The 25474-nt window shown below is 63.8% G+C and carries 23 protein-coding genes; 17 read left to right on the forward strand and 6 right to left on the reverse strand.

Annotation, left to right across the window (positions count from 1 at the left end):
* Positions 1 to 62 precede the first annotated feature (62 nt).
* Positions 63 to 878 (forward strand): alpha/beta fold hydrolase, encoded by an 816-nt coding sequence (locus tag E1956_RS15850; protein ID WP_134750837.1) that lies wholly within the window; start codon positions 63 to 65, stop codon positions 876 to 878.
* A 340-nt stretch (positions 879 to 1218) separates the two neighbouring features.
* On the opposite strand, the gene E1956_RS15855 is transcribed toward E1956_RS15850, so the two are convergent.
* Positions 1219 to 1989 (reverse strand): SDR family NAD(P)-dependent oxidoreductase, encoded by a 771-nt coding sequence (locus tag E1956_RS15855; protein ID WP_134750839.1) that lies wholly within the window; start codon positions 1987 to 1989, stop codon positions 1219 to 1221.
* Complete coding sequence (locus E1956_RS15860; protein ID WP_134750841.1) at positions 1986 to 3644, reverse strand: flavin-containing monooxygenase; 1659 nt, start codon at positions 3642 to 3644, stop codon at positions 1986 to 1988. The genes E1956_RS15855 and E1956_RS15860 overlap by 4 nt, the downstream gene beginning before the upstream one ends.
* A gap of 323 nt (positions 3645 to 3967) precedes the next feature.
* Between E1956_RS15860 and E1956_RS15865 the strand changes: the two genes are divergently transcribed.
* From E1956_RS15865 to E1956_RS15900, 8 genes are all read left to right on the forward strand, one after another.
* A complete protein-coding gene (locus tag E1956_RS15865; protein ID WP_134750843.1) occupies positions 3968 to 4555 on the forward strand; it encodes a nuclear transport factor 2 family protein in 588 nt (195 codons plus the stop codon).
* Positions 4556 to 4735: 180 nt separating this feature from the next.
* Entirely contained in the window at positions 4736 to 5695 is a 960-nt protein-coding gene (locus E1956_RS15870; RefSeq protein ID WP_134750845.1) for an alpha/beta hydrolase, read from the forward strand.
* Between the two features lie 172 nt (positions 5696 to 5867).
* Complete coding sequence (locus tag E1956_RS15875; protein WP_232071642.1) at positions 5868 to 6623, forward strand: IclR family transcriptional regulator; 756 nt, start codon at positions 5868 to 5870, stop codon at positions 6621 to 6623.
* 82 nt (positions 6624 to 6705) lie between these two features.
* Positions 6706 to 7464, forward strand: a complete 759-nt coding sequence (locus tag E1956_RS15880) for an IclR family transcriptional regulator (protein ID WP_232071644.1) — start codon at positions 6706 to 6708, stop codon at positions 7462 to 7464.
* Positions 7465 to 8024: 560 nt separating this feature from the next.
* Positions 8025 to 9137: a porin gene (locus E1956_RS15885; RefSeq protein ID WP_134750849.1), complete on the forward strand. Its 1113-nt coding sequence runs from the start codon at positions 8025 to 8027 to the stop codon at positions 9135 to 9137.
* Between the two features lie 139 nt (positions 9138 to 9276).
* Positions 9277 to 10533, forward strand: coding sequence for an MFS transporter (locus E1956_RS15890; protein ID WP_232071646.1), 1257 nt, complete (start codon positions 9277 to 9279; stop codon positions 10531 to 10533).
* Between the two features lie 186 nt (positions 10534 to 10719).
* Positions 10720 to 10932, forward strand: a complete 213-nt coding sequence (locus E1956_RS15895) for a hypothetical protein (RefSeq protein ID WP_232071648.1) — start codon at positions 10720 to 10722, stop codon at positions 10930 to 10932.
* 257 nt (positions 10933 to 11189) lie between these two features.
* Positions 11190 to 12380: an acetyl-CoA hydrolase/transferase family protein gene (locus tag E1956_RS15900; protein ID WP_232071805.1), complete on the forward strand. Its 1191-nt coding sequence runs from the start codon at positions 11190 to 11192 to the stop codon at positions 12378 to 12380.
* A 118-nt stretch (positions 12381 to 12498) separates the two neighbouring features.
* Here E1956_RS15900 and E1956_RS15905 read toward each other — a convergent pair whose 3' ends face one another.
* The 4 genes from E1956_RS15905 to E1956_RS15920 form a co-directional block, all read right to left on the reverse strand.
* Positions 12499 to 13995, reverse strand: a complete 1497-nt coding sequence (locus tag E1956_RS15905; protein WP_134750855.1) for an aldehyde dehydrogenase — start codon at positions 13993 to 13995, stop codon at positions 12499 to 12501.
* A gap of 72 nt (positions 13996 to 14067) precedes the next feature.
* Complete coding sequence (locus E1956_RS15910; RefSeq protein WP_134750857.1) at positions 14068 to 15312, reverse strand: aromatic ring-hydroxylating oxygenase subunit alpha; 1245 nt, start codon at positions 15310 to 15312, stop codon at positions 14068 to 14070.
* Positions 15313 to 15368: 56 nt separating this feature from the next.
* Positions 15369 to 15731 carry a hypothetical protein gene (locus E1956_RS15915; RefSeq protein ID WP_197732878.1) on the reverse strand — a complete coding sequence of 121 codons (363 nt, stop codon included), beginning with the start codon at positions 15729 to 15731 and terminating at the stop codon, positions 15369 to 15371.
* A 132-nt stretch (positions 15732 to 15863) separates the two neighbouring features.
* Entirely contained in the window at positions 15864 to 16859 is a 996-nt protein-coding gene (locus E1956_RS15920) for an AraC family transcriptional regulator (protein ID WP_134750859.1), read from the reverse strand.
* 219 nt (positions 16860 to 17078) lie between these two features.
* Here E1956_RS15920 and E1956_RS15925 point away from each other — a divergent pair, with 219 nt between their 5' ends.
* The 8 genes from E1956_RS15925 to E1956_RS15960 all read left to right on the forward strand — a co-directional run bounded on the left by E1956_RS15925 (position 17079) and on the right by E1956_RS15960 (position 25292).
* Positions 17079 to 18233 (forward strand): CaiB/BaiF CoA transferase family protein, encoded by a 1155-nt coding sequence (locus tag E1956_RS15925; RefSeq protein WP_134750861.1) that lies wholly within the window; start codon positions 17079 to 17081, stop codon positions 18231 to 18233.
* A gap of 197 nt (positions 18234 to 18430) precedes the next feature.
* Positions 18431 to 19576 carry an acyl-CoA dehydrogenase family protein gene (locus tag E1956_RS15930; RefSeq protein WP_134750864.1) on the forward strand — a complete coding sequence of 382 codons (1146 nt, stop codon included), beginning with the start codon at positions 18431 to 18433 and terminating at the stop codon, positions 19574 to 19576.
* Positions 19577 to 19657: 81 nt separating this feature from the next.
* Positions 19658 to 20155 carry a MaoC family dehydratase gene (locus E1956_RS15935; protein ID WP_134750866.1) on the forward strand — a complete coding sequence of 166 codons (498 nt, stop codon included), beginning with the start codon at positions 19658 to 19660 and terminating at the stop codon, positions 20153 to 20155.
* Between the two features lie 10 nt (positions 20156 to 20165).
* Positions 20166 to 21377 carry a thiolase family protein gene (locus E1956_RS15940; protein ID WP_134750868.1) on the forward strand — a complete coding sequence of 404 codons (1212 nt, stop codon included), beginning with the start codon at positions 20166 to 20168 and terminating at the stop codon, positions 21375 to 21377.
* Positions 21378 to 21397: 20 nt separating this feature from the next.
* Positions 21398 to 21811, forward strand: coding sequence for a Zn-ribbon domain-containing OB-fold protein (locus E1956_RS15945; protein ID WP_134750870.1), 414 nt, complete (start codon positions 21398 to 21400; stop codon positions 21809 to 21811).
* 61 nt (positions 21812 to 21872) lie between these two features.
* Entirely contained in the window at positions 21873 to 23081 is a 1209-nt protein-coding gene (locus tag E1956_RS15950) for a CaiB/BaiF CoA transferase family protein (protein WP_134750872.1), read from the forward strand.
* A gap of 29 nt (positions 23082 to 23110) precedes the next feature.
* Positions 23111 to 24259 carry a CaiB/BaiF CoA transferase family protein gene (locus E1956_RS15955; RefSeq protein WP_134750874.1) on the forward strand — a complete coding sequence of 383 codons (1149 nt, stop codon included), beginning with the start codon at positions 23111 to 23113 and terminating at the stop codon, positions 24257 to 24259.
* Positions 24260 to 24362: 103 nt separating this feature from the next.
* Positions 24363 to 25292, forward strand: a complete 930-nt coding sequence (locus E1956_RS15960; RefSeq protein WP_134750876.1) for a LysR family transcriptional regulator — start codon at positions 24363 to 24365, stop codon at positions 25290 to 25292.
* The last annotated feature ends 182 nt before the right edge of the window (positions 25293 to 25474 follow it).

Below are 25474 nucleotides of genomic sequence, written 5' to 3' on the forward strand. Positions count from 1 at the left end.
CGGGCCGCCATCCGACGATTGCCGTGCCGGCGCCCGCCATCCACTGAACTAAGGAGACTCTCTTGACCCAAACGACCATGACCGTATCCACCGAGCAAGCCGAACTCTACTGCGAGCGACGCGGCAAGGGCCCGCTTCTCTTGATGATCACCGGCGCGCTCGGAGACGCGGGCTTCTTCTCCGACGTGGCCGATATCCTGGCGACCGAATACACCGTCGTCACCTATGATCGGCGCGGCAACTCCCGGAGCACGGGCGACCTCACGGCGCCCATGACGGTTGCCCAGCAGGCTCGTGACGCGATTGCGGTTATTCGCGCGTCGGGCGAGAAGAAGGCCCTGATATTCGGCAACAGCGGCGGGGCCGTCGTCGGCCTCGAACTGGCCGCGCGTCATCCCGAGGTGGTCGACTTCCTCATCGCCCATGAGGCCCCGGCCGGACTGCTGCTGCCCGAAGCGAGGGAATGGCAGGCGCTCGCCGAGCAGGTCGACGAAGCGACTCGCACGCAAGGCTGGGAGGCGGCCGAGCGCGTATTCACCGAACTGAACAACGCGAGCAAGGAGGCCGCCACGCTGGTCGCACTCGAATACGCGGAACGCGCCGCCGGGAACTGGAAGTTCTTCTTCGAGCAGGAGTACATGCCGTTCACGCTCTATGTGCCGGATCTCGCGCGCATCCGCGGCAACCAGGTCAGCATGGTCACGGCCGCCGGCGTGGGTACCGGCGATGGGCCCGCCGGCCGCGCGGCCGTCGTCATCGCAGAAGGGGTCGGCTGCCCGATGGTGGAGGTTCCCGGTCATCATCTCGGGTTCACCGATATGCCTGTGGAGTTCGCGGCCGCGACTCGAGCGATGTTGAAGAACCGGGGACGTGGGTGACACGTGCTCCGATTCCGGCGGGGCGTATCGGGACGCCCGTCCCGAAGTGGTCCATGCACTATACGAAGAGGCATTTGAAAAGTACTTCGCGCCCACCCTTCCAGCACAAGACATCCAGACCAAATCAGTCTTTGAGGAAATCGATGCACTCCATTACCAACGGTTTTACTCTTGCCGTGGCCGCCGCATTCCTGATTTTCACGTCGATCCTGAGGTTCGTTGTCGATGAGAGCGGCACGAATGTGAGCGGGCGTGGCGTGTGAAGTGGGGCGCCTTCGATGGCGCCCCGCGCGCGCAACGCAGGGAGATCCTTGTTGCGCGACGCCCTGTCACCTCGCGTTCAAGATATCGAAAAGCCTCCGTCGATGGCGAAGATCTGGCCGGTCGTGGTTTTCGACTCGTCGCTCGCCAGGTACAGCGCGGTCATGGCGACTTCCGCCGGTTCGATGAGGCCGAGCAACTGGCGCTCGCCGGTCTTGTTGACCACGCCGGGCTGCGTCTCCATCAGACCGAGCACGCGAGCTGTCTTCGTGACGGCGGGCGCGACCGCGTTCACGCGGATGCGATGCGGCGCATACTCCACGGCCATCGAGCGCGTGATGGCGGATATCCCGCCCTTGGCGGCCGTGTACGCGTCTTTCCCACGCGTGCCAACCAGCGCGAAGACCGAACTGCTGTTGATGACTGAGCCGCCGCCACTTTTCATCATTGCCGCAATGCCGTGCTTGCAGGTAATCCACGTGCCGAACAGGTCGAGTTTGATCGCGCGCCAGAACTCTTCGGCGGGGCAGTCCGTCACTTGCGCGTCTATCGAGGTTGAGCCGCCGGCATTGTTGTACAGCACGTCAATACCGCCCGCGTAGCGCACTGCGGCGTCGATCGATTCACGCACGCTGTCCTCGCTCGTCACGTCGGTACGAATGAACTGCGCCCGGCCGCCAACTGCGTTGATGGACTCTGCGGCAAGCCGCCCATTTTCCTCATTGAATTCCGCAATGATCACGGTGGCGCCTTCGTGCGCGAAAAGTTGCGCCGCGGCCCGCCCGATGCCAGTGCCCGCGCCGGTTATGTATGCGATCTTGCCTGCGAGTCGCCCGTTCTCATTGCTCATGCTGCGTCTCCGATCGTTTCACTGGAGGTTTCGATCTGCGCTTCGCCGTTCTTGGTCAATACGAAGCCCGGGTAGCCGGCGACCGCGATGTCGTCGCATTTCTTGCGGTACGTGCCGTGGCCACCGAGATACGGCAGGAATACATGCGCCTTGCCCGGCACATTCGCCCCGATGTACCAGGAATTGGCTTTCATATAGAGCGTTTTCGACACGACGTCCTGGACGTGCTGCATCCAGTCTTCTTCGGCTTGAAGGTCGGCATCGATCCGGCGGATACCACGTTCGCGCATGTGGACCATGCACGCGGTGATCCAGTCGACATGCTGCTCGATGCTCATCGACATGTTTGCGAGCGGGCCCGGACTTCCTGGTCCCGTGATTGTGAAGAGGTTCGGGAAGCCGCTGGTGACGAGGCCGAGATAGGTCTTTGCGCCGCTGGCCCATTTGTCGACCAGTTGGCGCCCTCCGATGCCGCGTATGTCGATATGCGTGAGCGCGCCCGTGAGGGCGTCGTAGCCGGTCGCATAGATCAGGCAGTCGAGTTGCTGCAAGCCTTCGCTCGTGACGATGCCGTCGGGCACGATGCGCTCGATCGGTGTCGCCTTCAGGTCGACGAGCGTCACGTCCGGGCGATTGTAGACGCTGTAGTAGGTGTCGCCGAGACACGGACGTTTCGTGCCGAATGGGAAGCCGCGCGGCATGAGTTTTTCTGCTATTTCCGGGCTCTTCACCGTCTCGCGGATTCTTCCGCGGATGAATTCGGCCACTGTGTCGTTGGCTTTCTCGTTCGACAGGATGTCGCCGTAGCACATGCGAAAACCCAGCAACTGGCTGTTCTCCCACGCGTTCTCGTACTTCTTTCGCCGCTCCTCAGGTGTGGCGTCGAGCGCCGATTCCACCGGAAACGGCACGGCAATGCCAAAGCGCGTGAGCCGGCTGACCGCGCGGCGTTCCGCATAGGTGGCACGCACGCGCTCACGCATCCCGGGTGTCAAGGGATGATTCTTGGCGGGCACCACGTACACGGCCGTGCGCTGAAATACGCTCAGATGCTTGCATTTGCCAGCAAGCGCCTGAATTACCTGAATGCCTGACGAGCCTGTGCCGATCACACCGACGCGCTTGTTGCTGAAGTCGACTTCATGATGCGGCCAGCGGCCCGTGTGGTAGCTTTCGCCCCTGAACGATTCGATGCCCGGAATTTCTGGCGGCTTCGGCACGGAAAGCACGCCTGTCGCCGGCACGAAGAAGCGCGCCTTCGTGGTTTTGCCGTCGGAGGTCGTGACGACCCAGAGGTTCTCGCGTTCGTCGAACACGGCCGACTCGACCCGGGTGTTGAACTGGATGTGCCGACGCAAATCGAAGTGGTCGGCGACGTGGTTCAGATACTTCCTCAGTTCGGGTGACGTCGGATAACGCTCGGGCCAATCCCATTCGTCCTGCAGTTCCGGCGAAAACGAATACGAGTAGTCCCAGCACTCGAGATCGACGCGCGCGCCGGGATAGCGATTCCAGTACCACGTGCCGCCCACTCCGCCGCCCGATTCGAATGCCTGCAGGCGAAAGCCTGCGTCGGTCAACCGCTTGATCGCGTACAGCCCACCAAAGCCAGCGCCGACGACAACGGCGTCCAGAACGTTCGACTCCTTTTTCATGGCAGTTGTCTCCTGTGTCGACCGGAGTGAGTGCTTCAGCACGGACTCCGGTCTCATGCCGGATGGCTGGTAAAAATATTTCTCATGCCGGGTTCCATTGGATGGCACGCGGGATTTCACGGCAATGGGAACGAAAGGGCTTTGCCGTACTTTGAAATCGGTGTTTTACCCTGCGTGCAACGACGAGGCGCACGGTAGGCGCGGAGTTGGCGAGCGTGCGCCACGAGAGATTTCAAAGTACGGGAGACGATTCGCGCGCGCGTTGACATCGCTTGCGGCGGGCGGCCATCGTTGGCGCGTCGTCACGAAAAGAGCCGTTCACCATGTCTACTGCACTGCAACGTCTTATCGACAAGGACCAGATTCGCGATGTGATGCTGCGCTACGCGCGCGGCGTGGACCGGCGCGACTGGGAACTCGTCCGCTGCGCATTCTTCGAGGATTGCGCCGACGATCACGCGGACTTCAAGGGGCGTCGCGACGATTTCATCGAGTGGGTCAGGGAGCGCCACGACAGCCCGGGATTGTTGAAGTCCACGCATTTTCTGGGCAACTGTCTGGTGGAATTCGCCTCCGACACGATCGCGGTGGTCGAGACGTACTTCGTGGCACGGCTCGAGATCGCGCCCGAGGCGAGCGGCCACCGGACCATGCTCGACGCGCAGCATCTCGAGAGCCCGGGGATCAGTCGCGTCGAGGTCTTCGGGCGCTACGTGGACCGCTTCGAGAAACGTAACGACGAATGGCGCGTCGCACAACGCCGTACGGTGTTCGACGCGATGCAGTCTCATCTCGTGGAGGCGGGCGGCAGCGCGCTGAATTCAGCTTGGACCCTGGGCCGGCGCGATCCGCAGGATCCCGTTTTTCTGATGCTTGCCGATGCAGGATTGCGCGAGGCGGGGGAGCGCTGATGGCAACACGCAGAAATGTTCTCGTAGTGGGCGGGGCAGGAGGAATCGGTATGCGGTGTCGCCGGGGGCCGGTACGCACGCCCGTGATCGAGGCGAACTACGCGCTCGGCTGGAATCTGTTCGCGGGCGCGGATGCGGTGCTTGCCGCGCTTCAGGCTGAACGCTAGCAGGAGAATCGTCATGAGCCTCGATCGCGAATCCCGCGCATTCATGGAGAAGCTCGCTTCGTCGGCGCTGAAGCCGCGCCATCTGATGACGCCCGGCGAGGCTCGCGCCGCCTTCTCGAAGATCACGGCGATCCTCGCGCCTGGCCCCGAGATGCGCGAAGTCGTCCCGCTTGGCATTCCCGTCGAGAACGGGGCGCTGCGCGCGCGTCTCTATGTGCCGAATGAGCAACCACAGGCGCTGCTCATCTATTTTCACGGCGGCGGCTGGGTGGTGGGCGGCATCGACGAATTCGATCCGCTGTGCCGTGAAATCGCCACCGGCGCGGGTGTTGCCGTCGCACTCGTCGAGTACCGGAAAGCGCCCGAACACCCATTTCCCGGACCGGTTCAGGACGCATGGCAAGCGACGCAGTGGCTCGCCCGAAAGCGGGCGGAATGGCTCCCGGCCGATGGACCGCTCTTCGTTGGCGGCGATAGCGCAGGCGGCAATCTGGCGATTGCAGTGACGCTGCTGGCGCGCAAAACCCGAACCGTATCGATCGACGCTCAGTTGCTTGTTTATCCCGTGACCGACTGTCTTTTCGACCGGCCGTCGTATGCAGATCCGGATAATCAACTGCTCACCAACCGCGAAGCGATGAAATGGTACTGGGCACACTATGCGCCGCAGGATACGGCCAGGCAGTCGAGCCTTGCGTCGCCGCTGCGTGAACCCGAGCTCGACGGATTGCCAGAGGCTATCGTCGTCACGGCCGAGCACGACGTATTGCGTGACGAAGGTGAGGCGTACGTTGAGCGTCTGACCGGGGCCGGTGTTCCGGTAGATCATCTTCGCGCGGCAGGCCAAATGCACGGCTTTCTGATGATGATTGGCATTCTCCCCGGAAGCCGTGACGGTCTTGCGTTCGTTTGCGGCCGGCTTCGGGCGCTAGCGGCGCGCTCAAGGAGCGGGGTCAGGACACAGGCGGAGTAGAATGAGCGCGCAGGACCAGGACACGGTCTCTTATGCAACGGAGGCTGAGGCAGACATGCATTCCGGCAGGCCCACGACGCCGCTTACCCGTGCGAGGTCACGCAATGGTCCGCATGGCGTCGATACCGCGTGGCCGAAGCCACCGCAGGAAAAGCGGCCGGATAGCCGGTCTATGGTCATGCCACTCGCGCGCGGCCTGTCGATCCTCTCGGCATTTGCTCCCGCGAAGATGTGGCTCACCAATCAGGAGATCGCTCAGGCAACGGGTATTCCCGCGCCGTCCGCGCTGCGACTGCTGCGCTCTCTGGTGGTTCTTGGCTATCTTCATCATGACACGTCGAGCCGTAAATACGCTTTGGCGCCCGCCGCACTGGCGCTGGGCTATGCTGCGGTTGCCGATCCCGACGTCCTGCGGCTGGCGAGCGAGGAGATGCGCAAGTTCGCCGAGGCAACGGATACGTACGTGCTGCTCGGCACCCGGGACCGACTTGACATCATCGTGCTCGATACGCAGAGAGGCAGCCGGGCCGTGCTGGACTTGCGGCTATTGCCGGGCGTGCGCATGCAGATTGCGTATTCACTGATGGGCTGGGCACTGCTGGCGGTGCTCCCGGAAGAAGAGCGTCGGTATTTACAGGACCAGGTAGAGAACAAGGCTGGGGGGGCATGGCCACCTTCGATCCGGCGCAGAATGAGCGAGAAGATTGCGCAGGTGCATGAGCTGGGTTTCGGCATGCTGCATGGCGAGTGGGAACCGGAGCTTGCTTGCGTTGCCACGCCCGTCTCCATTCCCGGGCGCCCCCCGCTGGTGCTGGGCTGCGTGGGTCGCACGGCGCGCATGGCGCAGGTGCGCATGGAGATGGAACTGGGGCCGCGGCTTGTCGCGACAGCGCAGGTCCTGCAGGAACGCTTGCCTGCACGCCGGTGAGACCGCACGAATCCTGAACCAGAACATCCGCCACCGGCTGACGCAAATGGGATCCTCGATGCCTCGCCCCACTCAAGTCACCTTGACGCTCGATCGCGGTCTCCAGATACTGCGGGCGTTTCATGCCGATCGGGTGCCGCTGACGAATGGAGAACTGGCCAGCCGCACCGGGCTATCGCGCTCGTCGGTTTCCCGTTTCACATCGACGCTCATTCACGAAGGTTATATTCGGCGAGTTGCGGGCGGCCCTCAATTCGAACTGACGATGGGCGTGTTCGCAATCGGCCAGTCGTACCTGGCCACCAGTCTGGTCACGCAACTGGCCCAACCTCTGATGCAACGACTTGCAGACCGGCTCGACGTCTCTGTCGCCCTTGCCGTTCCGGATCAGTTAGAGATGCTCTATATCGCATACCAATGTGGCGCGCGAATATCGACGCTGCAACTGGGTGTCGGCTCGCTTTTGCCAATGGGGACGACCGCGATCGGCAGGGCCTGGCTCGGCGGGCTGTCCGAGAGTATGCGGGAGCGCTATATCGCTCGGCTGCTGGCGGCTGCCGGCCCCCAGGCCGAGGCTCTCAGGGCAGGCATCGAGACGGCCAAGGAGGATCTCCGTTCAAATGGCGTTTGCCTGTCGGCAGGGGAGTACCAGCGAAACGCTTATGGTATCGCGCTGCCGATCCGGCTCCAGCGCGCTCAAACATTGATGGCGTTGAGTTGCGGTGCGGTTGAACCGAAACTGGATATCGACGCGGCTAGAAACCGCATTGTGCCGGCCCTCAGACAGGCGGCGGTCGAGCTCGAATCGCTACTTTGCGAGGTCGAGTTCAAGGCGCCGTAGCGGAGCGGCCTGTTCCACGGCCGCTTTGCGCCGTCACGCTGCAACTGGGCGCCACGGATCTGCTCGATTGACGAGGCTGCGGTCAGCGTACTGGGCTATCGTAGCGGTGTTTCCTCTACGCACACGGCCGTTCACTCCCAGGGGCTGTGCGAACGCTCCTTCCCTTACCCGAAGCGGGTCGCCGTCGACTCCCCGAAGTACGGAACGTTTCGAAGAGCGACGTTGACCGTCGTATTTCCGATTGTTCTAATCGACGGAAACGACGCGAGCCATGGACATTCGAATTCCTGTTCCGGAATGCCACGCTCGCGAATACAGGCACGTTTTCCAGATTATTTGATTAGATATCCTATTTGTATATCAAGTTTCGAAAAACCTGCAACACAGGCTTTCGTGCGCGATTCGAGTGGAGGTCCAACACCAGACTGAAATGGCTTGTGCTCCCGTACTACGGGTTTGGAGCGATTGCCATGGAACCGGAAGCCCCCGGATTGAGGGATTCCTCCTTGCCATGGCGTCAATGAAAAAAACAAAACGATTTCGAAATCAAGGAGACAGACATGAGTTCGTACGGCGTATTCAGGTTCGCACTCAAGCGAATCGCCGTTCTGGTGGCAGTGTCGTCGTTGCCGGTCACTGTGTGGGCGCAGTCCAGCGTGACGCTCTACGGTGTGCTCGATGCGGGCCTGATCTATACGAACAAGTCGTACAACCCGGCGACCGGGCAGAACGGCGGCAAGCAGTTCGAGATGATCAGCAGCGGGCTTGAGCCGTCCGTGTTCGGCTTGAGCGGGCAAGAGGACCTGGGCGGCGGCGTGAAGGTGAAGTTCAAGCTGGAAAGCGGGATCAGTCTTTCCAACGGCGGCTTCGACAACACCAATGGCGGCCTGTTCGGCCGTCAGGCGTGGATCTCCCTCGCCAGCAATGTTGGCGAATTGAAGGCCGGCCTGCAGTTTTCGCCGTTCATTCTTGCGCTCTATGAGTCCGACCCGCGCAGCATGGCGCAATTCGGCAGCAACATCTCCGTCTACGCCAACAACACGTTTACCGGAACGTTTGTTTCAAACGCGGTGAGCTATACGTCGCCGAAGGTGGCAGGGTTTACCGCAAGCCTCATGTACGCACTCGGCGGCGTGCCCGGAGATTTCAACGCGGGACGCCAGTATTCCGCGAGTCTGAAGTTCCAGGGCGCCGGGGTGCTGGTCAACGCGGCTGTCTACGACGCGAGTGCGGGAAACGAGGCAACCTTGAACAACACGCTGTTCGAGGTACCGCTCATCGCGAAGACCTTTGGCCTTGGCTATTCGATCTCGTCCTTTACGGTGAAGGGGTCGTTCACCAACTACAAGGCGCCTGAGACCACGCTCAATGGTTTGGTGGGCGGTGGCAATCACGACGTCTGGAACCTCGGCTTCGACTATTACGTTACGTCGGCGCTCAACGTCAATTCGGGTGTCTGGTATCTGCGGGACCCGCACGATTCGAGCACGCACGGGTTGCTGGCCGCGCTCGGCACGCAGTACTCATTGTCGCGTCGCACTTCGTTGTATGCGCAGGTCGGCGTAACCAATAACCACGGCCGGTCCACACTCGGCCTCGACGTGGACGGCGCGCTGCAGGGGGCGCCCGGCACGACGGTCGGCGGTGGGGTAGGCATCCTTCACAAGTTCTAGCCGCGATGCCCGACATAGTGGGTCTAACCCAAAACCATAAATACCGCACGGCCAGCGTGGCCGTGAGAGGACAGGAGACAACGTGAACGATTCGGCTGCGCAAACTGGAAGACGTCTATTAGTCGTGCTGATGTGTTTCATGACCATAGCCGTGGACGGCTATGATCTCATCGTCTATGGCGCAACCGTTCCGCGCCTCCTGGCAGAACCCGGCTGGGGACTCGATGCGAACGGCGTTGGCATGATCGGAAGCTGGACATTGGCGGGGCTGATGGTTGGCCTCGTGGGTGCCGGGCCGCTTGCGGACCGGATCGGCCGTCGCTGGCTTATCATGCTCGGCGTGCTGTGGTTTTCGGTGGGGGCGCTCTTTTGTGCCCTCGCGCACTCGCCGTTCGCCTTTGGCGTGGCACGGTTCGTGACCGGCGTGGGGCTTGGCGGCGTGGTGCCGTCTTCCGTGGCGCTGAGCATCGAATGCGCGCCCCGCAATCGCCGGCAGCTATATAACGCGCTCGCGCTCACCGGCTACCCCATCGGTGGCGTGATCTGCGCGCTGCTCGCCATCGCGCTGCTCGAAAGCCACGGATGGCGCATGCTCTACGCAGTGGGAGCGCTTTACGCCCTGCTTCTGCCGGCGATGTATTTCCTCCTGCCGGAGTCGGTCAATTACCTCGTCGATCGCGGCCGCACGGATGAAGCGCGCGCACTGGCGTCCCGCTATGCCGTCGACTTCGATCAGGCTCTGCAAGAGGAGCAGCGCACGCATCATGCGCATTCGGCCAGCCCTCGCGTGCGGGGGCTGCGACTCATGATGTCTTCGCAGTGGCGTGCGGCAGTACTGCTGTTCGCGCTGATGGCCTTCTGTGTGCAACTGGTCATCTATGGCCTGAATGTGTGGCTGCCGCTCTTGATGCGCAAGGCCGGCTATCCGCTGGGCTCTTCGCTGCAGTTTCTTCTGGTGATGCAGTTCGGCGCGGTGTCGGGCAATTTGTTCGGCGCGTGGCTTGCCGACCGGCTGGGATCGAGGAAGGTCCTCATTCCGTACTTGCTCATCTGCGGGTTGTCCTTGCTCGTGCTGAGCCAGAAGCCCGCCTACGTGTGGCTGATGCTCGGCGTGTTCGGCGCGGGACTGGGCTCCGTGGGCTCCGCCACGCTCAGCTATGGCTATGTCGCCGCCTGGTTCCCCGCCTCGTGCCGGGCCTCGGCCATCGGCGTCGTGCAGGGCCTGGGCCGTATCGGCTCGATTCTGGGGCCAATGGTCGGCAGTTGGGTGATCGGCGCGAAGCTGGGGCCGCAATGGAGCTTCTACGCGTTTGCGGTGCCGGCGATGCTGGCGGCCGTGGTCGTCGCGCAGATTCGGGAGAGCGCGCCGTCGCCGATGGCTTACGCGGACGTTTGAGCGCGTAAGCCATCGGGCGGATCGGCGATCCGTGGGAACCCGGTGGCCGCTGCGTTCAAAGTACGGAACGGCAGCACGGACAGCGTTGACGCTGGCGGGCGACGAAATGCACGATGAGCCCATCAAGGAACCCGCAGTCGTGGCAGGGCAGTGGAGAGCAGGGAGACGTGGATGGAAACGGTTCGAATGTCGTTGCGCGAGGTCGTGGAGCGTTGGCTGATGCCCAGTCACGCGGTGCCGTTCCGGGTGCGCCCGTTGCGGAACGTGCGTGGCCGCTGTGTCCGGGTGGAGGCGCGCACACCGTGCGGCGATATCGCCATCTGCTTCTTCCGGCATGACGACGGCGCATGGCGCGTCTTTCCGCCGTTGCCGCGCCGTTTGACGATGCGCGTCGTGTGAAGTACGGAACGACCGTCGAGATCACGGTGACGCTTGCTTGGGGCGATGATGCAATGGCCATGACATCGAACAGGGGAAATCGTGAATACATTGGATTCCTGTGTAATGAGTCATCGTACTTCGCTCCCCCCCCATTTTCCATTTGCATGAAACACGACGAATTCTCGCCTCTGCACGCCTCGGAATCTGTTGAAGCCTCGGACCAAACGCTCCCCGTTCCCGATCTTTCCGGCCTGATTCGCCCCGGCGACACCGTAATGTGGGGGCAGTCCCACGCGGAGCCGGTCACGCTCATGCGCGCGCTGGTGGCGCAGCGCGACCGGCTGCGGCGCCTGCGTCTCTTTCTCGGCATCGGTCTTGCCGACGTGCTCGCGCCGGAGCACGCGGACGCCTTCGATTTTCTCGCGTACTGCGGCAGCGGCGCGAATCGCAAGCTCGCCCGCGCAGGCGTGCTCGACATCCTGCCCGCGCACTATTCGCAATTGCCGGCACTGATCGGCAGCGGCGCATTGCGTATCGATGTCGTGATGCTGCAGGTTTCTCCGCCCGACGAGCAGGGGCGCTACAGCCTCGGGCTGGCCCGCGAATACCTGGTCGAAGCGCTCAAGCATGCGCGCGCAATCATCGCAGAGGTTCATCCGGAGGTGCCGTGGACCTATGGCGGCCCATGGCTTCAGGCATCCGATATCGATCTGCTCGTGGCGTCCGACACGCCATTCGCCGACTCGCCGGCATCGGCGCCGGGCGAGGTCGAGCTGGCCATCGGCCGGCACGTCGCATCCCTCGTGGAAGACGGTGCGACGCTGCAAACGGGGATCGGCGCGATTCCGGATGCCGTGCTCGCGCAACTGCGCGACCGTCGCGATCTTGGCGTGCACACGGGCAGCATCGGTGACGGCGTCGCCGCGCTGTGCGAGGCGGGTGTCGTCACGAATGCGAGAAAGACGATCGACGCCGGCGTCACGGTGGGCGGCGTCATTATCGGCTCGGAACGCATACGTCGATTCGCACACCGTAACGCCGCGCTCGAGCTGCGCGGCACCGAATACACGCACAACCCCAAGGTGCTCGGCAGGATCGCGCGCTTTGTCGCGATCAACTCGGCGGTGGAGGTCGATCTGACCGGCCAGGTGAATGCCGAAATGGTCGCGGGCACCTATGTGGGAGCCGTGGGCGGCGTAGGCGACTTTCTGCGCGCGGCGCAGTCGAGCCCCGGCGGCGTGCCGATCGTTGCGCTGCCTTCCACGGCGAGCGTGCACAGCCGCATCGTCACGCGTGTCTCGGGGCCCGTGACGGTGCCGCGCAGCGATGCCTGCGTGATCGTCACCGAATACGGTGTGGCCGATCTGCGGGGCCTGTCGCTTGCGCAACGCGTCTTGCGGATGATTGCCGTCGCCCATCCCGCTCATCGCGAGCGGCTCGAGCAGGAGGCGCGCATGAATCGCTGAGCAGCGACAGGCTATGGGGCGCGATGGACGTCGTCAACCTCGCGCACGGTTCGTTTTTCATGTTCGCGGCGTTCGATGGCGGCAGCACCGTCGCTTTCGGCGCCGCCGCCCCATGCGTTCAGCTCGCGTAAAGATCCGGGAACTGCCCGGTTGTGCTGATGACGGTCGTGCGGGTTTCGAGGTACGGGTCGAGCGCGTCGATGCCGTTCTCGCGGCCCCAGCCGCTCGACTTGAATCCGCCATAAGGTGTGGACCAGCGCAGGAACGAGTAGGTGTTGACCCATACCATGCCGGCTTCGATGCGGCTCGAGACGCGGTGGGCGCGTCCCACGTCGCGCGTCCACAGGCCGGCGGTGAGGCCGTACGGCGTGTCGTTCGCGATGGCGATGGCCTCGTCCTCGCCGTCGAACGGAATCAGCGAAGCGACCGGCCCGAAGATCTCGTCGCGTGCGATGCGCATGCCGTTGTTCACGCCCGCGAACACGGTCGGCTCGACGAAGTAGCCCGAGGCGAGCTCCGGCGTCGCGATACGATGCCCACCCGCGACGAGCTCGGCGCCGTCCTCCTTGCCGAAGTCGATATACGACAGCGTCTTCTTGAGTTGTGCTTCGTGCGCCTGCGGGCCCATGTGGTTTGAGTCGATTGAAGGCAGGCCGACGCGCACGGAGTGCGCGCGCGTGCGGAACGCCTCGACTACGCGTTCGTACACGGTCCGCTCGACCAGCACGCGCGAGCCGAGCGCGCAGCTTTGTCCCGTGAGTCGCCAGGCGGACGCCGTCGCGGCGTTGATGGCGTTGTCGAGATCGGCATCGGCGAAGATGATGTGGGGCGCCTTGCCGCCGAGCTCGAACGTGAAACGCTTCAGGTTGTCGGCGCCATCACGGACCATGTGCTTCGCCGTCTGGGTCGAGCCCGTAAACGAAATCTTGCTGACGTCGGGGTGCATCACGAGATGCGCGCCGGCCGTGCCGCCGAAGCCCGGCACCACGTTGAACACGCCCGGCGGGAATCCGGCCTCGTGAATCAGGCGCGCGAGCTCGAGTGCGGAAACCGGCGTCTGCTCGGCGGGCTTCACGACCAGCGTGCAGCCCGCCGCTAGCGCCGCGCCAATCTTCAGGCAGGTCGCGAGCAGCGGCGCGTTCCAGGGGATGACCGCGCCGACGACACCCACAGGGACGCGCGACGTGAACGCATGCACGCTGTCGTCGATCGGGATCGTCGTGCCCTGCGCCTTGTCGGCGAGGGAGGCGAACCATTGATACCACTGGACCTGCGCGGTGAGGCTCGCGCGGTGCTCGCGCACGAGGTTGCCGTTGTCGCGCGATTCGATCACCGCAAGCTCGGGAATCGCCGCGCTGAAGAGATCGGCGAAGCGGCGCAGCAACGCCGCTCGCTCGTAGCCCGGGATGCGCCGCCACGGCCCGTTGAAGGCCGCACGCGCGGCTGCCACGGCACGGTCGATGTCCGCACGGCCGCCCATCGGCGCGATGGCCCACGGCCTGCCGGTGGCCGGATCGATGCTCTCGATGAGTTCGCCGTCGAGCGGCTTGACCCATTCTCCATTGATGTACAGATGCTCGTAGCGCGGCAGCGCCGCGCGAGATTCGTGGGGCATGGATGCCTCGATGTGAAAATACCAGGGTTGTCGGCCAGACTGCTCCGCGGCATACGGGATTGGCCGCGCCGCTTAGGTCAGTGCGTCCCTGGCTGTCGTCGCTGCCGACCACTTGATGACCTGCTCGAGCCCATGGCGGCACAGGATCTCGCTTTCGTTGAAGTGGATGAACGGCTTGGCGCCCGATTCCATCCCGCGCTGCATGCTTTCGATATTGCCGAGGTCCTCGAGCATCGTGTCGGTGATATGCGATGTGAAGTGCTCGTGCTGCAGACGCTCGCGCACCGTCTGCGCTTTCCTGAAGTAAAAGCGCGCTTCCCAGATCGTCGACGTTGCCGACGTCGGCCAGAATTCGTGCGTCCAGAACTGGTTCGCCGATATCTGGAGGTGCCAGTTCGGGAAGAACCAGTTGACGTCGCTTGCCCAGCGATCGCTCTTCGTCGGGTTGATCCCCTTGTGCTCGACGAGCGGATTGGTTTGACCATCCTTCCGTGTGCCGGTGACCGAGTGATCGGCCGTGAAGAGCCACTGCGCGACTTTCGCATTCGCGAACGGCGCGGCGGCCGGATTCAGCCACGTCGACATTGATCGATGTGCGCCGTAAACGTTCGCGCTAATTGGCCTGCTGAACGGATTGAGCGGTCCGGCGTAAATCGGTCCGAGCGTTTTCGGGTGAATCGACGAGATGTGATAGGCCTCGCTGAAGTTCTCGGCCACGGCTTTCCAGTTCGCCCTGAACTCGCCGCGCAGCACGAGCGCGTGATCCGGATTCGGATATTCGATGCCGGCGAGCGCGTCCGCCATGGGCCCGAGAAATTCTTTCAGGCTGACCTCCGGCGTCGGCGCCATGTTGATGAAGACCCAGCCTTCCCAGAGCGCCACGGTAACCGGTGTCAGCCCGCACTTCTTCTTGTTCAGGTGGAAGAAGCCTGGTTCGTCGGGCACGTGCGACAGATCGCCGGAGTTGTTGTAGCTCCAGCTATGGTAGCGGCACACGAAGCGTTTCGTGTTGCCGCTCGAACGGTGCTCGACGATGTTCGCGCGGTGTGCGCAGACGTTGTGAAATGCGCGGATTTCCCCGTCTTCCGAATGCGTGACGATAACGGATGTCTTCAGCATCGCGATGTCCTTGACGAAGAAGTCGCCGCGATTGGGAATCCGCTCGACACGGCCGGCCATCAACCATGCGCGGCGGAAGATCCGCTCGCGTTCGATCTCGTACTGCGCCGGATCGGTATAGAGCGAAACGGGCATCGCTTCGGTGTCAAGGCCTGCGGATTCGGTCAGTTGGGCGGGGTGTTCGGTAGGGTGGTTCATGCCGGCTCCTGCAAATGAGTAGGATTGCAAATCGATCAGCGTCGACGCACAGGCGCTCAGCCGTGCGGCTGAAAGCCAGTCGCGATTTTCAGCGCATGCACTGGCTGTGCATGGCGGATGGTCGGCGCCTGATGCATTTCCACCGCGATCGCGGCATGGCACATCGAGAGCAGAAGCCGAAACAGGTTCTGTGCCGGCTCGGGCATGTCGTCGAGCGGGAGCTTTTCGAGGTAGACGGTCGCTTCTTCGGCGCGGGCGAACATCGCGTCATAAAACTTCACGATGTCCGGGTACGGCGTCGCGGCGCGGTTGATCCACCGCTCATGGGACGTCGGCGCGCTCCAACGCTCGAGCCAGGGTTCGAGTTCTTCAAAACCTTCCGGCAGCCGGCCAGAATTGACGGATACAGCCTGGATCATTGTGCTCCTCCGATAGGTCTTCGCCTGGTGATTACGCAGACGTCATTTTTTGTGGGTCGACAACATGGCATCCATCCATTGCCTTCGATCGTCACACGGCATCGCCGCAATGGCACTGGGTGCAGCCGAATATTAGTTCTTGACCGGGGAGCGGGTATTTCGAAGGCGTTCGGTTTTGCTTATAGGGAGTACGGATTGTGTATCTTCCGCCGACACGGACGCGTGCCGCCGATACTGTGTCGGCGAGCAGGCCATTGCCCGTTTGAATGCGGTACAGAATGCGCTTTCGGACTCATAGCCGAGCGCGAAGGCGATCGATGTGATGCTTTGCTCGCTGTGACGCAGGCGATCCGTAGCCATCAGCATGCGCCAGCGCATCAGATAGCTCATGGTCGTTTCTCCGACCAGCCGTTTGAAACGCTGCGCGAAGATTGTTCGTGATAATCCGGCGATCCGAGCCAACTCTTCCAGTGACCAGTGACGCGTGGGTTCCGCATGCATGGCGCTGATCGCAGCCCGGATCCGGCGATCGGACAGACCGGTGAGCCATCCCGCGGGAGACTCCGCGGACGACGCGGTCATGTGCAAGCGCAATATTTGCACCAGCATCAGATGCAGCAGGTGGTTCGACACCAGCACGCCGCCCGGCATGGGGGCGCGCAATTCCGACCTCAGTTGATCGAGCGACCAGCGCAGCACGTCCGCCTGATTCGACGAGCGAGGCGGATTGGCGAACGGTGGCAATGCATCGAGCAGCAAGGCCGCGTGCTCGCTGGAGAACGTAAAGAAGCCGCCTATCAGCAAGACCTCGCCCCCGCCGTTGTGTACAGCGATGCCGTCGCGAGCGATCCCATCCATGATGAGCGAAGAATCTTGAGGGGGCAGCGAAAGATCGGACGAAAGAACGATCTCGTAGCCGCTGTTCAGCAGAAAGCAGTCGCCTTCCTCCAGGCGAACGGGGCGGTTCATCCCGGAGACGATTCCCCAGCATCCACCTTGCAGGACGGCGGCGATCTTGATGCCGTCATAGGGCGGGAAAGAAAACGACCATGCACCCGCGGTGTCGAACGCGGCAAAGAGCTGGCTGCGCGGCTTCAGAAGCGATAGAACATCCGAGAGCGGATCCATGGACGATTCTGCATACGATCGATGATCCAGACCCTATGCCAGCGCTGCGTGCGCCGTCAACGCTGGCAGCCGTTCGTTCCGGAATTCGGAAGCGGGGCCGACAGCAACCATGCGGGGGGCGCTTCGAGCATAGCGAAGTGGCAATTCGAATTTTCGACATTGGACGCGCGGCGGGTGGGCAGTAACCTGAATCGATTCCGATCAGGGACTGTGAAGACTATGCGCGAAACTCAAGGCCCGCTGGTGGGCGTACGGATTGTCGAGCTGGGCGGTGTCGGCCCGGTGCCTTTCTGCTGCATGCTGCTGTCGGACCTCGGCGCCGACATCATCCGCATCGACCGGCCGCCCGGATACGATGGCGGCGTACCCGTTGACTCGCGCTTCAATCTGCTGCATCGCGGCAGGCGAAGCGCCGCGTTCGACCTGAAGCAGCCCGAGGCCGCGGGCGCGGTGCTCAAGCTGGTTGCCCGCGCCGACGCGCTTGTCGAAGGATTCCGGCCCGGCGTGGCCGAAAAGCTGGGCCTCGGCCCCGACGCCTGCCTCGCGGCGAATCCCGCGCTGGTTTACGGCCGCATGACGGGCTGGGGGCAGGACGGCCCGCTCGCCCAGGCGCCGGGGCACGACGTCAATTACATCTCGCTGACGGGCGTGCTGCACGCCATCGGCCCGGCCAACGGGCCGCCCGTCATGCCGCTGAATCTCGCCGGCGACTTTGGCGGCGGCTCGCTTTATCTTGCGCTCGGGGTGGTATCGGCAATTCTGGAGAGCCGCCGCTCGGGCAAAGGCCAGGTGGTCGATGCCGCGATGGTCGATGGCTCGGCCTCGCTGATGACGTTGTGCTACGGGTTGCTCGCGAGCGGCTACTGGAAGGACCAGCGCGGCAGCAACCGGCTGGATTCGGGCGCGCCCTGGTACAACGTGTACGAAACGAAGGACGGGCGCTGGATCAGCGTGGGCTCGAACGAGGCGCGCTTCTGGCGCAACACGCTGGAGGTGCTGGGCCTTTCCGAAGTCGACATGCCTGATCAGCACGACACCTCGCGCTGGCCCGAGGTGCACGAAAAGTTCGCCGCGATCTTCCGTACGCGCACGCGCGATGAATGGTGCGCACTGGCTGAGGGCCGCGAGGTGTGCTTCGCCCCCGTGCTTTCGATGACGGAAGCGCCCACGCATCCTCACCTGCGCGCGCGCGGCACGTTCGTCGAGCGCGATGGTGTTGTGCAGCCCGCGCCGGCGCCTCGCTTCAGCCGCACGCCCGGCGCCATTCAGCGAGCGCCTGCGAAGCCCGGCGAGCACACGGACGAGGCGTTGCGGGATTGGGGATTCAGTGCGGGGGAGCTCGACAGCTTGCGCGAGTCGCGGGTCATCGTGTGAATCGTCGAGACGATACCGGGTATTGCATGGCAATTACATTGGAATCCTGAATTAGTGGGAAACCTCGCCGAATTTCGGGAAATTCGAATCGCTGCTTCGTAATTGACCAGTTGGATCGGAAATAGCGTAGGCCTAATCTACAGACAGTGATGCCCGGCAGAAGAACGAGGCAAACACGTCAACTGGAGCGAAGACAAATGCAAGCGAACTTTCTGGACGAATCGCAGACGATGTGGCTCGACACCGTCAACCGGTTCATGGACAACGAGATCACCGTCGAGTACGTGCGCAAGTGCGACATGAATCGCGATTATCCGTACGAGGCCTATAAGAGGATTGCGGAGCAGGGATGGCTCGGCATTCTGATCCCGGAGGAAGAGGGCGGATCGGGCGGCGACATCTTCGACTATTCGCTGATGGCCGAAGGGCTCGGCAAGTTCGGCTTCGACTTCGCGTGCTCGGTGCTCGTGCCGACTTTCACGGCGATGAACATCATCAAGTTCGGCACGCCGGAGCAGAAAGCGAAATACGTCCAGCCGTTCATCGACGGCAAGATCCGCTTCTCGGTGTCGATCTCGGAGCCCGATGCGGGATCGGATGCCGCGAATACGAAAACGCGGGCACGCCGCGACAGCAACGGCGACTGGATCGTGAGCGGCCAGAAGCTCTGGTGCAGCGGCGCGGCGGCGAAGGACACCGTCATCGCGATGCTCGTGCGCACGAGCACGGACGACAAGCACAAGGGGCTCTCCGTGCTGCTCATCCCGAACGATACGCCGGGCATGGTGATCAACAAACTGCCTACGCTCTCGCGTCACGCCACGGGCACGACGGAAATCTTCCTTGACGAAGTACGCGTGCCGGGCGACGCGCTGCTCGGTGAAGAAGGCCAGGGCTGGAAGATCATCACCGAGCACCTCGAACTCGAGCGCTGCGCCGTGGCCGCCGCCTACACGGGCAATGCGCAGCAGGCCGTCGCGACGGCCACGCGCTACGCGCACGAACGCATCCAGTTCGACCACCAGCTCTACGACTTCCAGGTGATTCGCCACATGCTGGCCGACTGCCAGACCAAGGTCGACGCCGCGCGCCTGTTGTGCTACCGCGCCGCGCAGATGGCCGCGAAGCACGTGCCGTGCAGCCGCGAAGTGTCGATGGCGAAGCTCTACGGCTCAGAAACGCTGAAGGAGTGCGCGCTGGCGGGCATGCAGGTCCTGGGCGGCTACGCGAACCTGCCCGAAGCCGACATGGAGCGCTATTTGCGCGAGAGCATCCAGTCGACCATCGGTGGCGGCACTTCGCAGATCCAGCGCACGATCATTGCGAAGTCGATGCGCCAGTAAGGGGGCAAAGCTCCACAAGCTCTATACGCGAGACGGACAGATGTGGCCGTCTCGTCCACGAAATTTTCAGGAGACGTGGCAATGAACGTAGTGAATAACAGCATCAATATCCCGCTGGACGAACTGGAGGTCGGGCAGAAGTTCCGCTCGCCTGGCCGTACGGTGACGGAAAGCGACGTGGTGATGTTCTGCATGTTCACCGGCAACTGGATCGAAATCCACTCGAACAAGGAATACGCGGAGAAGACGCGCTGGGGCGAGCGTATCGTGCAGGGCATGCTGACGTTTTCGCTGATCTCGGGCCTGTTGCAGTTCGGTCCGGCGATCCAGGCGAACTACGGCGTGGACAAGATGCGCTTCCTGAACCCGGTCAAGATCGGCGACACGGTCTACGCGAGCGCGGAAGTGATCGCGAAGAAGGACAAGGACGAGAAGTTCGGCGTGGGCACGATGCTGATTCAGGCCTATAACCAGCGCGGCGAAGTCGTGCAGCGTAGCGAATGGAGCCTGCTGATGCTGCGCCGTCGCGCGGACCTCGACGCGCTGATCGCCGAAGCGCAGCCCGACTTCAAGGTCTGAGGAGCAACGTATGAGTCCCCAACCGGTAGCGGCGATCGTCGGCATGGGCGATGCCTATGCGTCGCTCGCGAACAGGAAGGACCCGTTGCAGCTGGCGGCCGAGGCGACACTCAACGCGCTCGCTGACGCGGGCATTCGCAAGGAGCAGGTCGACGCGGTGTTCACGGGCCGCTCGCCGTGGGCCGACAAGCGTTCGCAGTGGAGCAACATCTTCATTTCGCACATGCAGATGCCGGTGACGATCACGAGCGAGCTGACGATGCACGGCGCCGGGTTGACCTCGACGCTGACAATTGCCGCGCAGATGATCGCCGCGGGCCGGGCCGAATACGTGCTGTGCCTGCAGAGCGACGCGACCGAGCTGTTCGTCGACGCCGTCGCGATGGGTGCGGAAGCCGACGCCGACCCGCAGTTCGAGATTCCCTACGGCCCGACGATTCCCGCGCTTTACGCGCAGGCCGCGCAGCGCTACTTCCACGAATTCGGCATCACTGAAGCGGACCTTGCCGATGTGGCCGTCGCGAATCAGCGCTGGGGGCGGCATCATCCGCACGCGGCGAAGGCGAAGTTCGGCGAGATCGACCGCGCGAAGGTTCTGTCTTCCCCTTACGTGGCGACGCCGCTGCGCCGCTGGATGTGCTCCACCTGGGGCGGTGGCACGGGTGGGGCGCTCGTTGTCACGTCGCCGGAGAATGCGCGCGGCGCCCACAATCCGGTGTATCTGATGGGCTACGGTTCGGCGACGACGCACGAGTACCTGACCGACCGCATGAACATGCGGCAGTGCCGGTTCGACAGCCTCGGCGCGTTCCCGAGCCTGACCACGACGGCGACTGCGGAAGCGGCACGACAGGCCTGGACGATGTCGGGCCTCGGTCCTGAGGATATCGACATGGCGCAGATCTCGGTCAACTTCGCGCACATGGGGCCGATGGTGATGGAGGATCTGGGCTTCGCGAAGAAGGGGCGCGGCATCGACCTCTATCGCGAAGGCCGCACCGGCGTGGATGGCGATCTGCCCACCGACACCAACGGCGGCTGGCTGTCGTTCGGACAGCCAGGTATCTCGTGCAATATGGACAGCATCGTCGAAGCGGTGCGCCAGTTGCGCGGCGAACCCCTGGGCCTTGCGCCCGCACGCCGTCCGCGGACCGTGCTGGTGCAGGGCGCGGGCGGGATGCTGGCGGCGGGTGCGGTGCTGCTGCTGTCGTCCACGACGTGATATCCGATCGAGAGCATTCCATGACAGACACTCATTCGCTCAATGGCTGGCCGCAGCCTTACCGCTTGCCGGACGCCGAGCCCTACTGGGCCGCGCTGGCGGAAGAACGGCTGACCTACCAGCACTGCAACGACTGCACACAAGCCGTGTGGCCCGCGCACTCGTTCTGCACACACTGTGGGTCGCGCTCGCTCGACTGGCGGCAGTCGGGTGGGCGCGGCACCGTCTGGTCGTACAGCACGATCATGCGCGGGCCGACGCCTGTATGGGCCGGCATCGTGCCGTATACGGTCGGCTTCATCCAGATGGACGAGGGCTATTTCCTGTTTTCGCAGATCAACGCCGATCCGGAGACCATCGCGATCGGCCAGCGCGTGGCGGTGCGCTTCGCGCAGCGCGGCGAGCAGAAGCTGCCGCTGTTCGTGCCGGCATAGCAGCCAAACGGAGGAGACACCGTGAGATTTATTCCAGGCACACGCCCCGGCGGGAGGCATCATGGCCGGACCGCTTGAGGGCGTGCGCATTCTCGACCTGACGTCCAATTTCATGGGCCCGTACGCCTCGTTGCTGCTGGCCGACATGGGCGCGGACGTGTGCAAGATCGAATCACGCGAGGGCGACACGACGCGCAACATCGGCCCGTCTCGTCATCCCGGCATGGGGCCGATCTTCCTGCATCTGAATCGCAACAAGCGCAGCCTCGTGCTCGATCTCAAGCATCCGGACGGCATCGGCGCGCTCAGGCGCATGGCGGAAAGCGCCGACGTGCTGCTGTACAGCATGCGCCCGCACACGATGGCCAGGCTCGGCATCGCTTACGAGGACGTGCAGCGGATCAATCCGCGCATCATCTATTGCGGGGCGTTCGGCTTTGGCCAGAACGGGCCCTATGCGGCGCGTCCCGCCTACGACGACCTGATCCAGGCGGCGGTCGGCATGCCGGTGCTGCAAAGCCGCAAGTCGGGGCCGCCCGAGTATGTCGCAACGGCGGTGGCGGATCGCGTCGTTGGCATCGCTACCAGCAACGCGGTGGCGATGGCGCTGTACCGGCGCGAGAAGAGCGGCGTGGGCCAGCAGGTGTACGTGCCGATGCTGGAGACCTTCGCGCATTTCGTGCTTGGCGATCACCTGTACGGCCACACCTTCGTGCCGCCGCTCGGCGACTGGGGCTACGCGCGCATGATGAATCCCGACCGCCGGCCCTATCGCACGCGCGACGGCTATATCGGCGTCAACGTGTATGCCGATCATCACTGGCGGCGTTTCTTCGTGCTCTCTGGACATCCGGAGATGGCCGACGATCCGCGATTCGCCACGATAGGCGCGCGCACTGAGCATATCGCGTATCTCTACGCGTTTCTCGCGCGGGTCTTTGAAACGAAGACCTCGGCGCAATGGGTCGCGTTGCTGAGCGAGGCAGACATTCCCGTCATCGAAATGAATACGCCGGAAACGCTGCTCGACGACCCGCATATGAAAGCGGTGGGCTTCTTCGCCGAACAGGCGCATCCGTCCGAGGGCATGATCCGAACGCTAGGGATTCCTCAGCAATGGAGCGAGAGCGCGCCGGAGTTGCGCTATCCGGCGCCGCGTTTGGGCGAGCAGACAGCACAGTTGCTGGCGGAGTACGGCTTCGGCCGCGACGAGATTGACGCGATGATCCGCTCGGGTGGCGCATGGACGCCCGGCCCGGATGCCGCGTGACAGCAGACACAACTCCAGGGAGAACAACCATGTTGCGTGATTTGCCATTGGCGGGCGTCGTGGTGGTGGAGCTGAGCGACAGTGCCTCGGCGCCGTTCAGCGGGCGCATCCTCGCGGCGCTGGGCGCTGAAGTCTGGAAGATCGAGCGGCCCGCGGGCGATTCGGCGCGCGGCTGGGGGCCGAGCAAGTGGAAAGGCAGCGGCGCGGCGTATCACGCGCTCAATCGCGGCAAGCGCACGATCTGTCTCGACATCAAGGACCGCGATCAGCTCGCGACGCTGCACCGGTTGATCGCCGAGCACGCGGACGTGTTCATCCACAATCTGCGCCCCGGCTCCAGCGCCGGTTACGGACTCGACGCGGACAGCCTGCGCGTCACCAAGCCCGAGCTCGTCTACTGCGAGGTGGGCGCGTTCGGCCACGCCGGGCCGATGAATACGCTGCCGGGCTACGATCCGCTCATGCAGGCGTTCTCGGGGATCATGAGCATCACCGGCGAGGAGGAGCAGGCACCGGTGCGCGCGGGCGTGTCGATCGTCGACTTCGGCACCGGCATGTGGGCCGTGATCGGCATTCTGTCCGCGCTGTATCGCCGGCAAATCAAACATTGCGGCGCAACCGTGAACAGCTCGCTGCTGGAGACGGCGATTGCGTGGATGTCGGTCGGCATCGCGAATTTCAGCGCGGACGGCGAGGAGGGCGGCCGGCACGGGTCGGGCGTGGCGTTCATCGTCCCGCATCGGGCGTACGCGGCGGCCGACGGCCATCTGATCGTGAGCGCGGCGAACGACGCGCTGTTCGCGAAGCTGTGCGCGGCGATCGACCATCCCGAATGGGCCGGCGACGACCGCTTCGCCACCAACGCCGGGCGGCTGAAGAACCGGGTGGAAATCGACCGCCTGATCGGCGAGCGTCTTTCAACGGACACGCGTGCGGCCTGGCAGGCACGGCTGCAAGCGGCCGGCATACCGGTCGCCCCGATCCAGACGACGGCCGAGGTGGTCGGGCACGAGCAGACGCGTGCGCTAGGCATCATCGAAACGCCGCCCGACGACGAGATCGGCCTTGTCGGCCTGCCGCTGTCGTTCGACGGCAAGCGTCCGCCGCCGCTGCATGCCGCGCGCGAGATCGGCGCCGACAACGACCAGCTCGAACGCCTGCTGAAGGTGCCGCAATAGGCTCGATCCAGGGCGCCGCGCAGGGGCAGACGGTGTACGATCAAGCCGTCAGGCCCGTGCGACGTCGCGTAGAGAGGCGGGGAGGGCGGGCAAGAGAGGAGACATGAGCACCTTCAACCGGCTGCATCTGATACGGCAGGTCGATCTGTTCACGCTGAAGCTGTTCGTTTCGGCGGTGGAGGAGCAGCAGATCGGTCTCGCCGCGATTCGCGAGAACATCGCCGCGTCCACGGCGACCAAGCGCATTCAGGACCTCGAAGACATCGCCGGCATCAAGCTGCTCGAGCGTGGCCCGAAAGGCGTCGTGCCGAGCCCCGCGGGCGCGGTGCTGGTGCGCTACATCCGCCGCATCTTCGAGAATCTCGACGACATGCGCGCCGAAGTCGCGTCGTTTACCGAGGGCATGCGCGGCGAGCTGGCAATCGCGTCGGCGCGCACGATCATCGTGCCGTTTATCGCGCGCGAGCTGGGCGACTTCAAGCGCGAATATCCGCTCGTCGATCTCGTGGTACGAGAAATGGAGAATGCCGACATCGTGCACGCCGTCGCGCGCGGCGAGGCCGACGCCGGCGTGTTCGCGGCCTCGCACGAGCTCGACCTCGGCGGGGTGGACGTGACACCGTACCGGACCGACCGCCTGATCGCCGTCGTGCCGCAGGGGCACCGGCTGAGCACGCGCACGAGCGTCTCGTTCGCCGACCTGCTGCCGGAGAACCTCATCGCCGTCAACGCCATGCAGAGCGCGTTGCGGGTCGCGGCGCGGCGCCTTGGCGCCGAATTCGAGCCACCTTACACCGTGAGCAGCGCGGGCGTGGCCGTGAGTCTCGTCGAGGCTGGGCTCGGCGTGACCATTCAGCCCGAATGTCTCGTGAGCCACGAACTGTTCGGCCGCGTCACGGTGGTGGAGCTCGCCGAGCCGTGGGCGGTGCGGCACATTCATATCGCGACCGCGCGCGGGCGCGAGGTGAATCCCATAGCGGCCGCGCTGATCCGGCAACTGCTGGACCGCCCGCGCGACGAGGCGGCGGCCTGAGCCGACCCACGTACCCTGTCACGGCTTCCGATAACGCAGTGCCTCGACGGGCAAAGAAAGCACAGATGAAGCCTGGCACCGGTTGACGTAGTAAAGGTGCTAGCCCTCGAAGGTCTTGCGCCAGTCCGCCAGGACCTGAACGAGATGCCCGCGGCCAGCGCTTCGCGAACACAGGGCTCGGG

The organism is Paraburkholderia pallida (assembly GCF_004524855.1).
Classification (GTDB): Bacteria; Pseudomonadota; Gammaproteobacteria; order Burkholderiales; family Burkholderiaceae; genus Paraburkholderia; species Paraburkholderia oxyphila.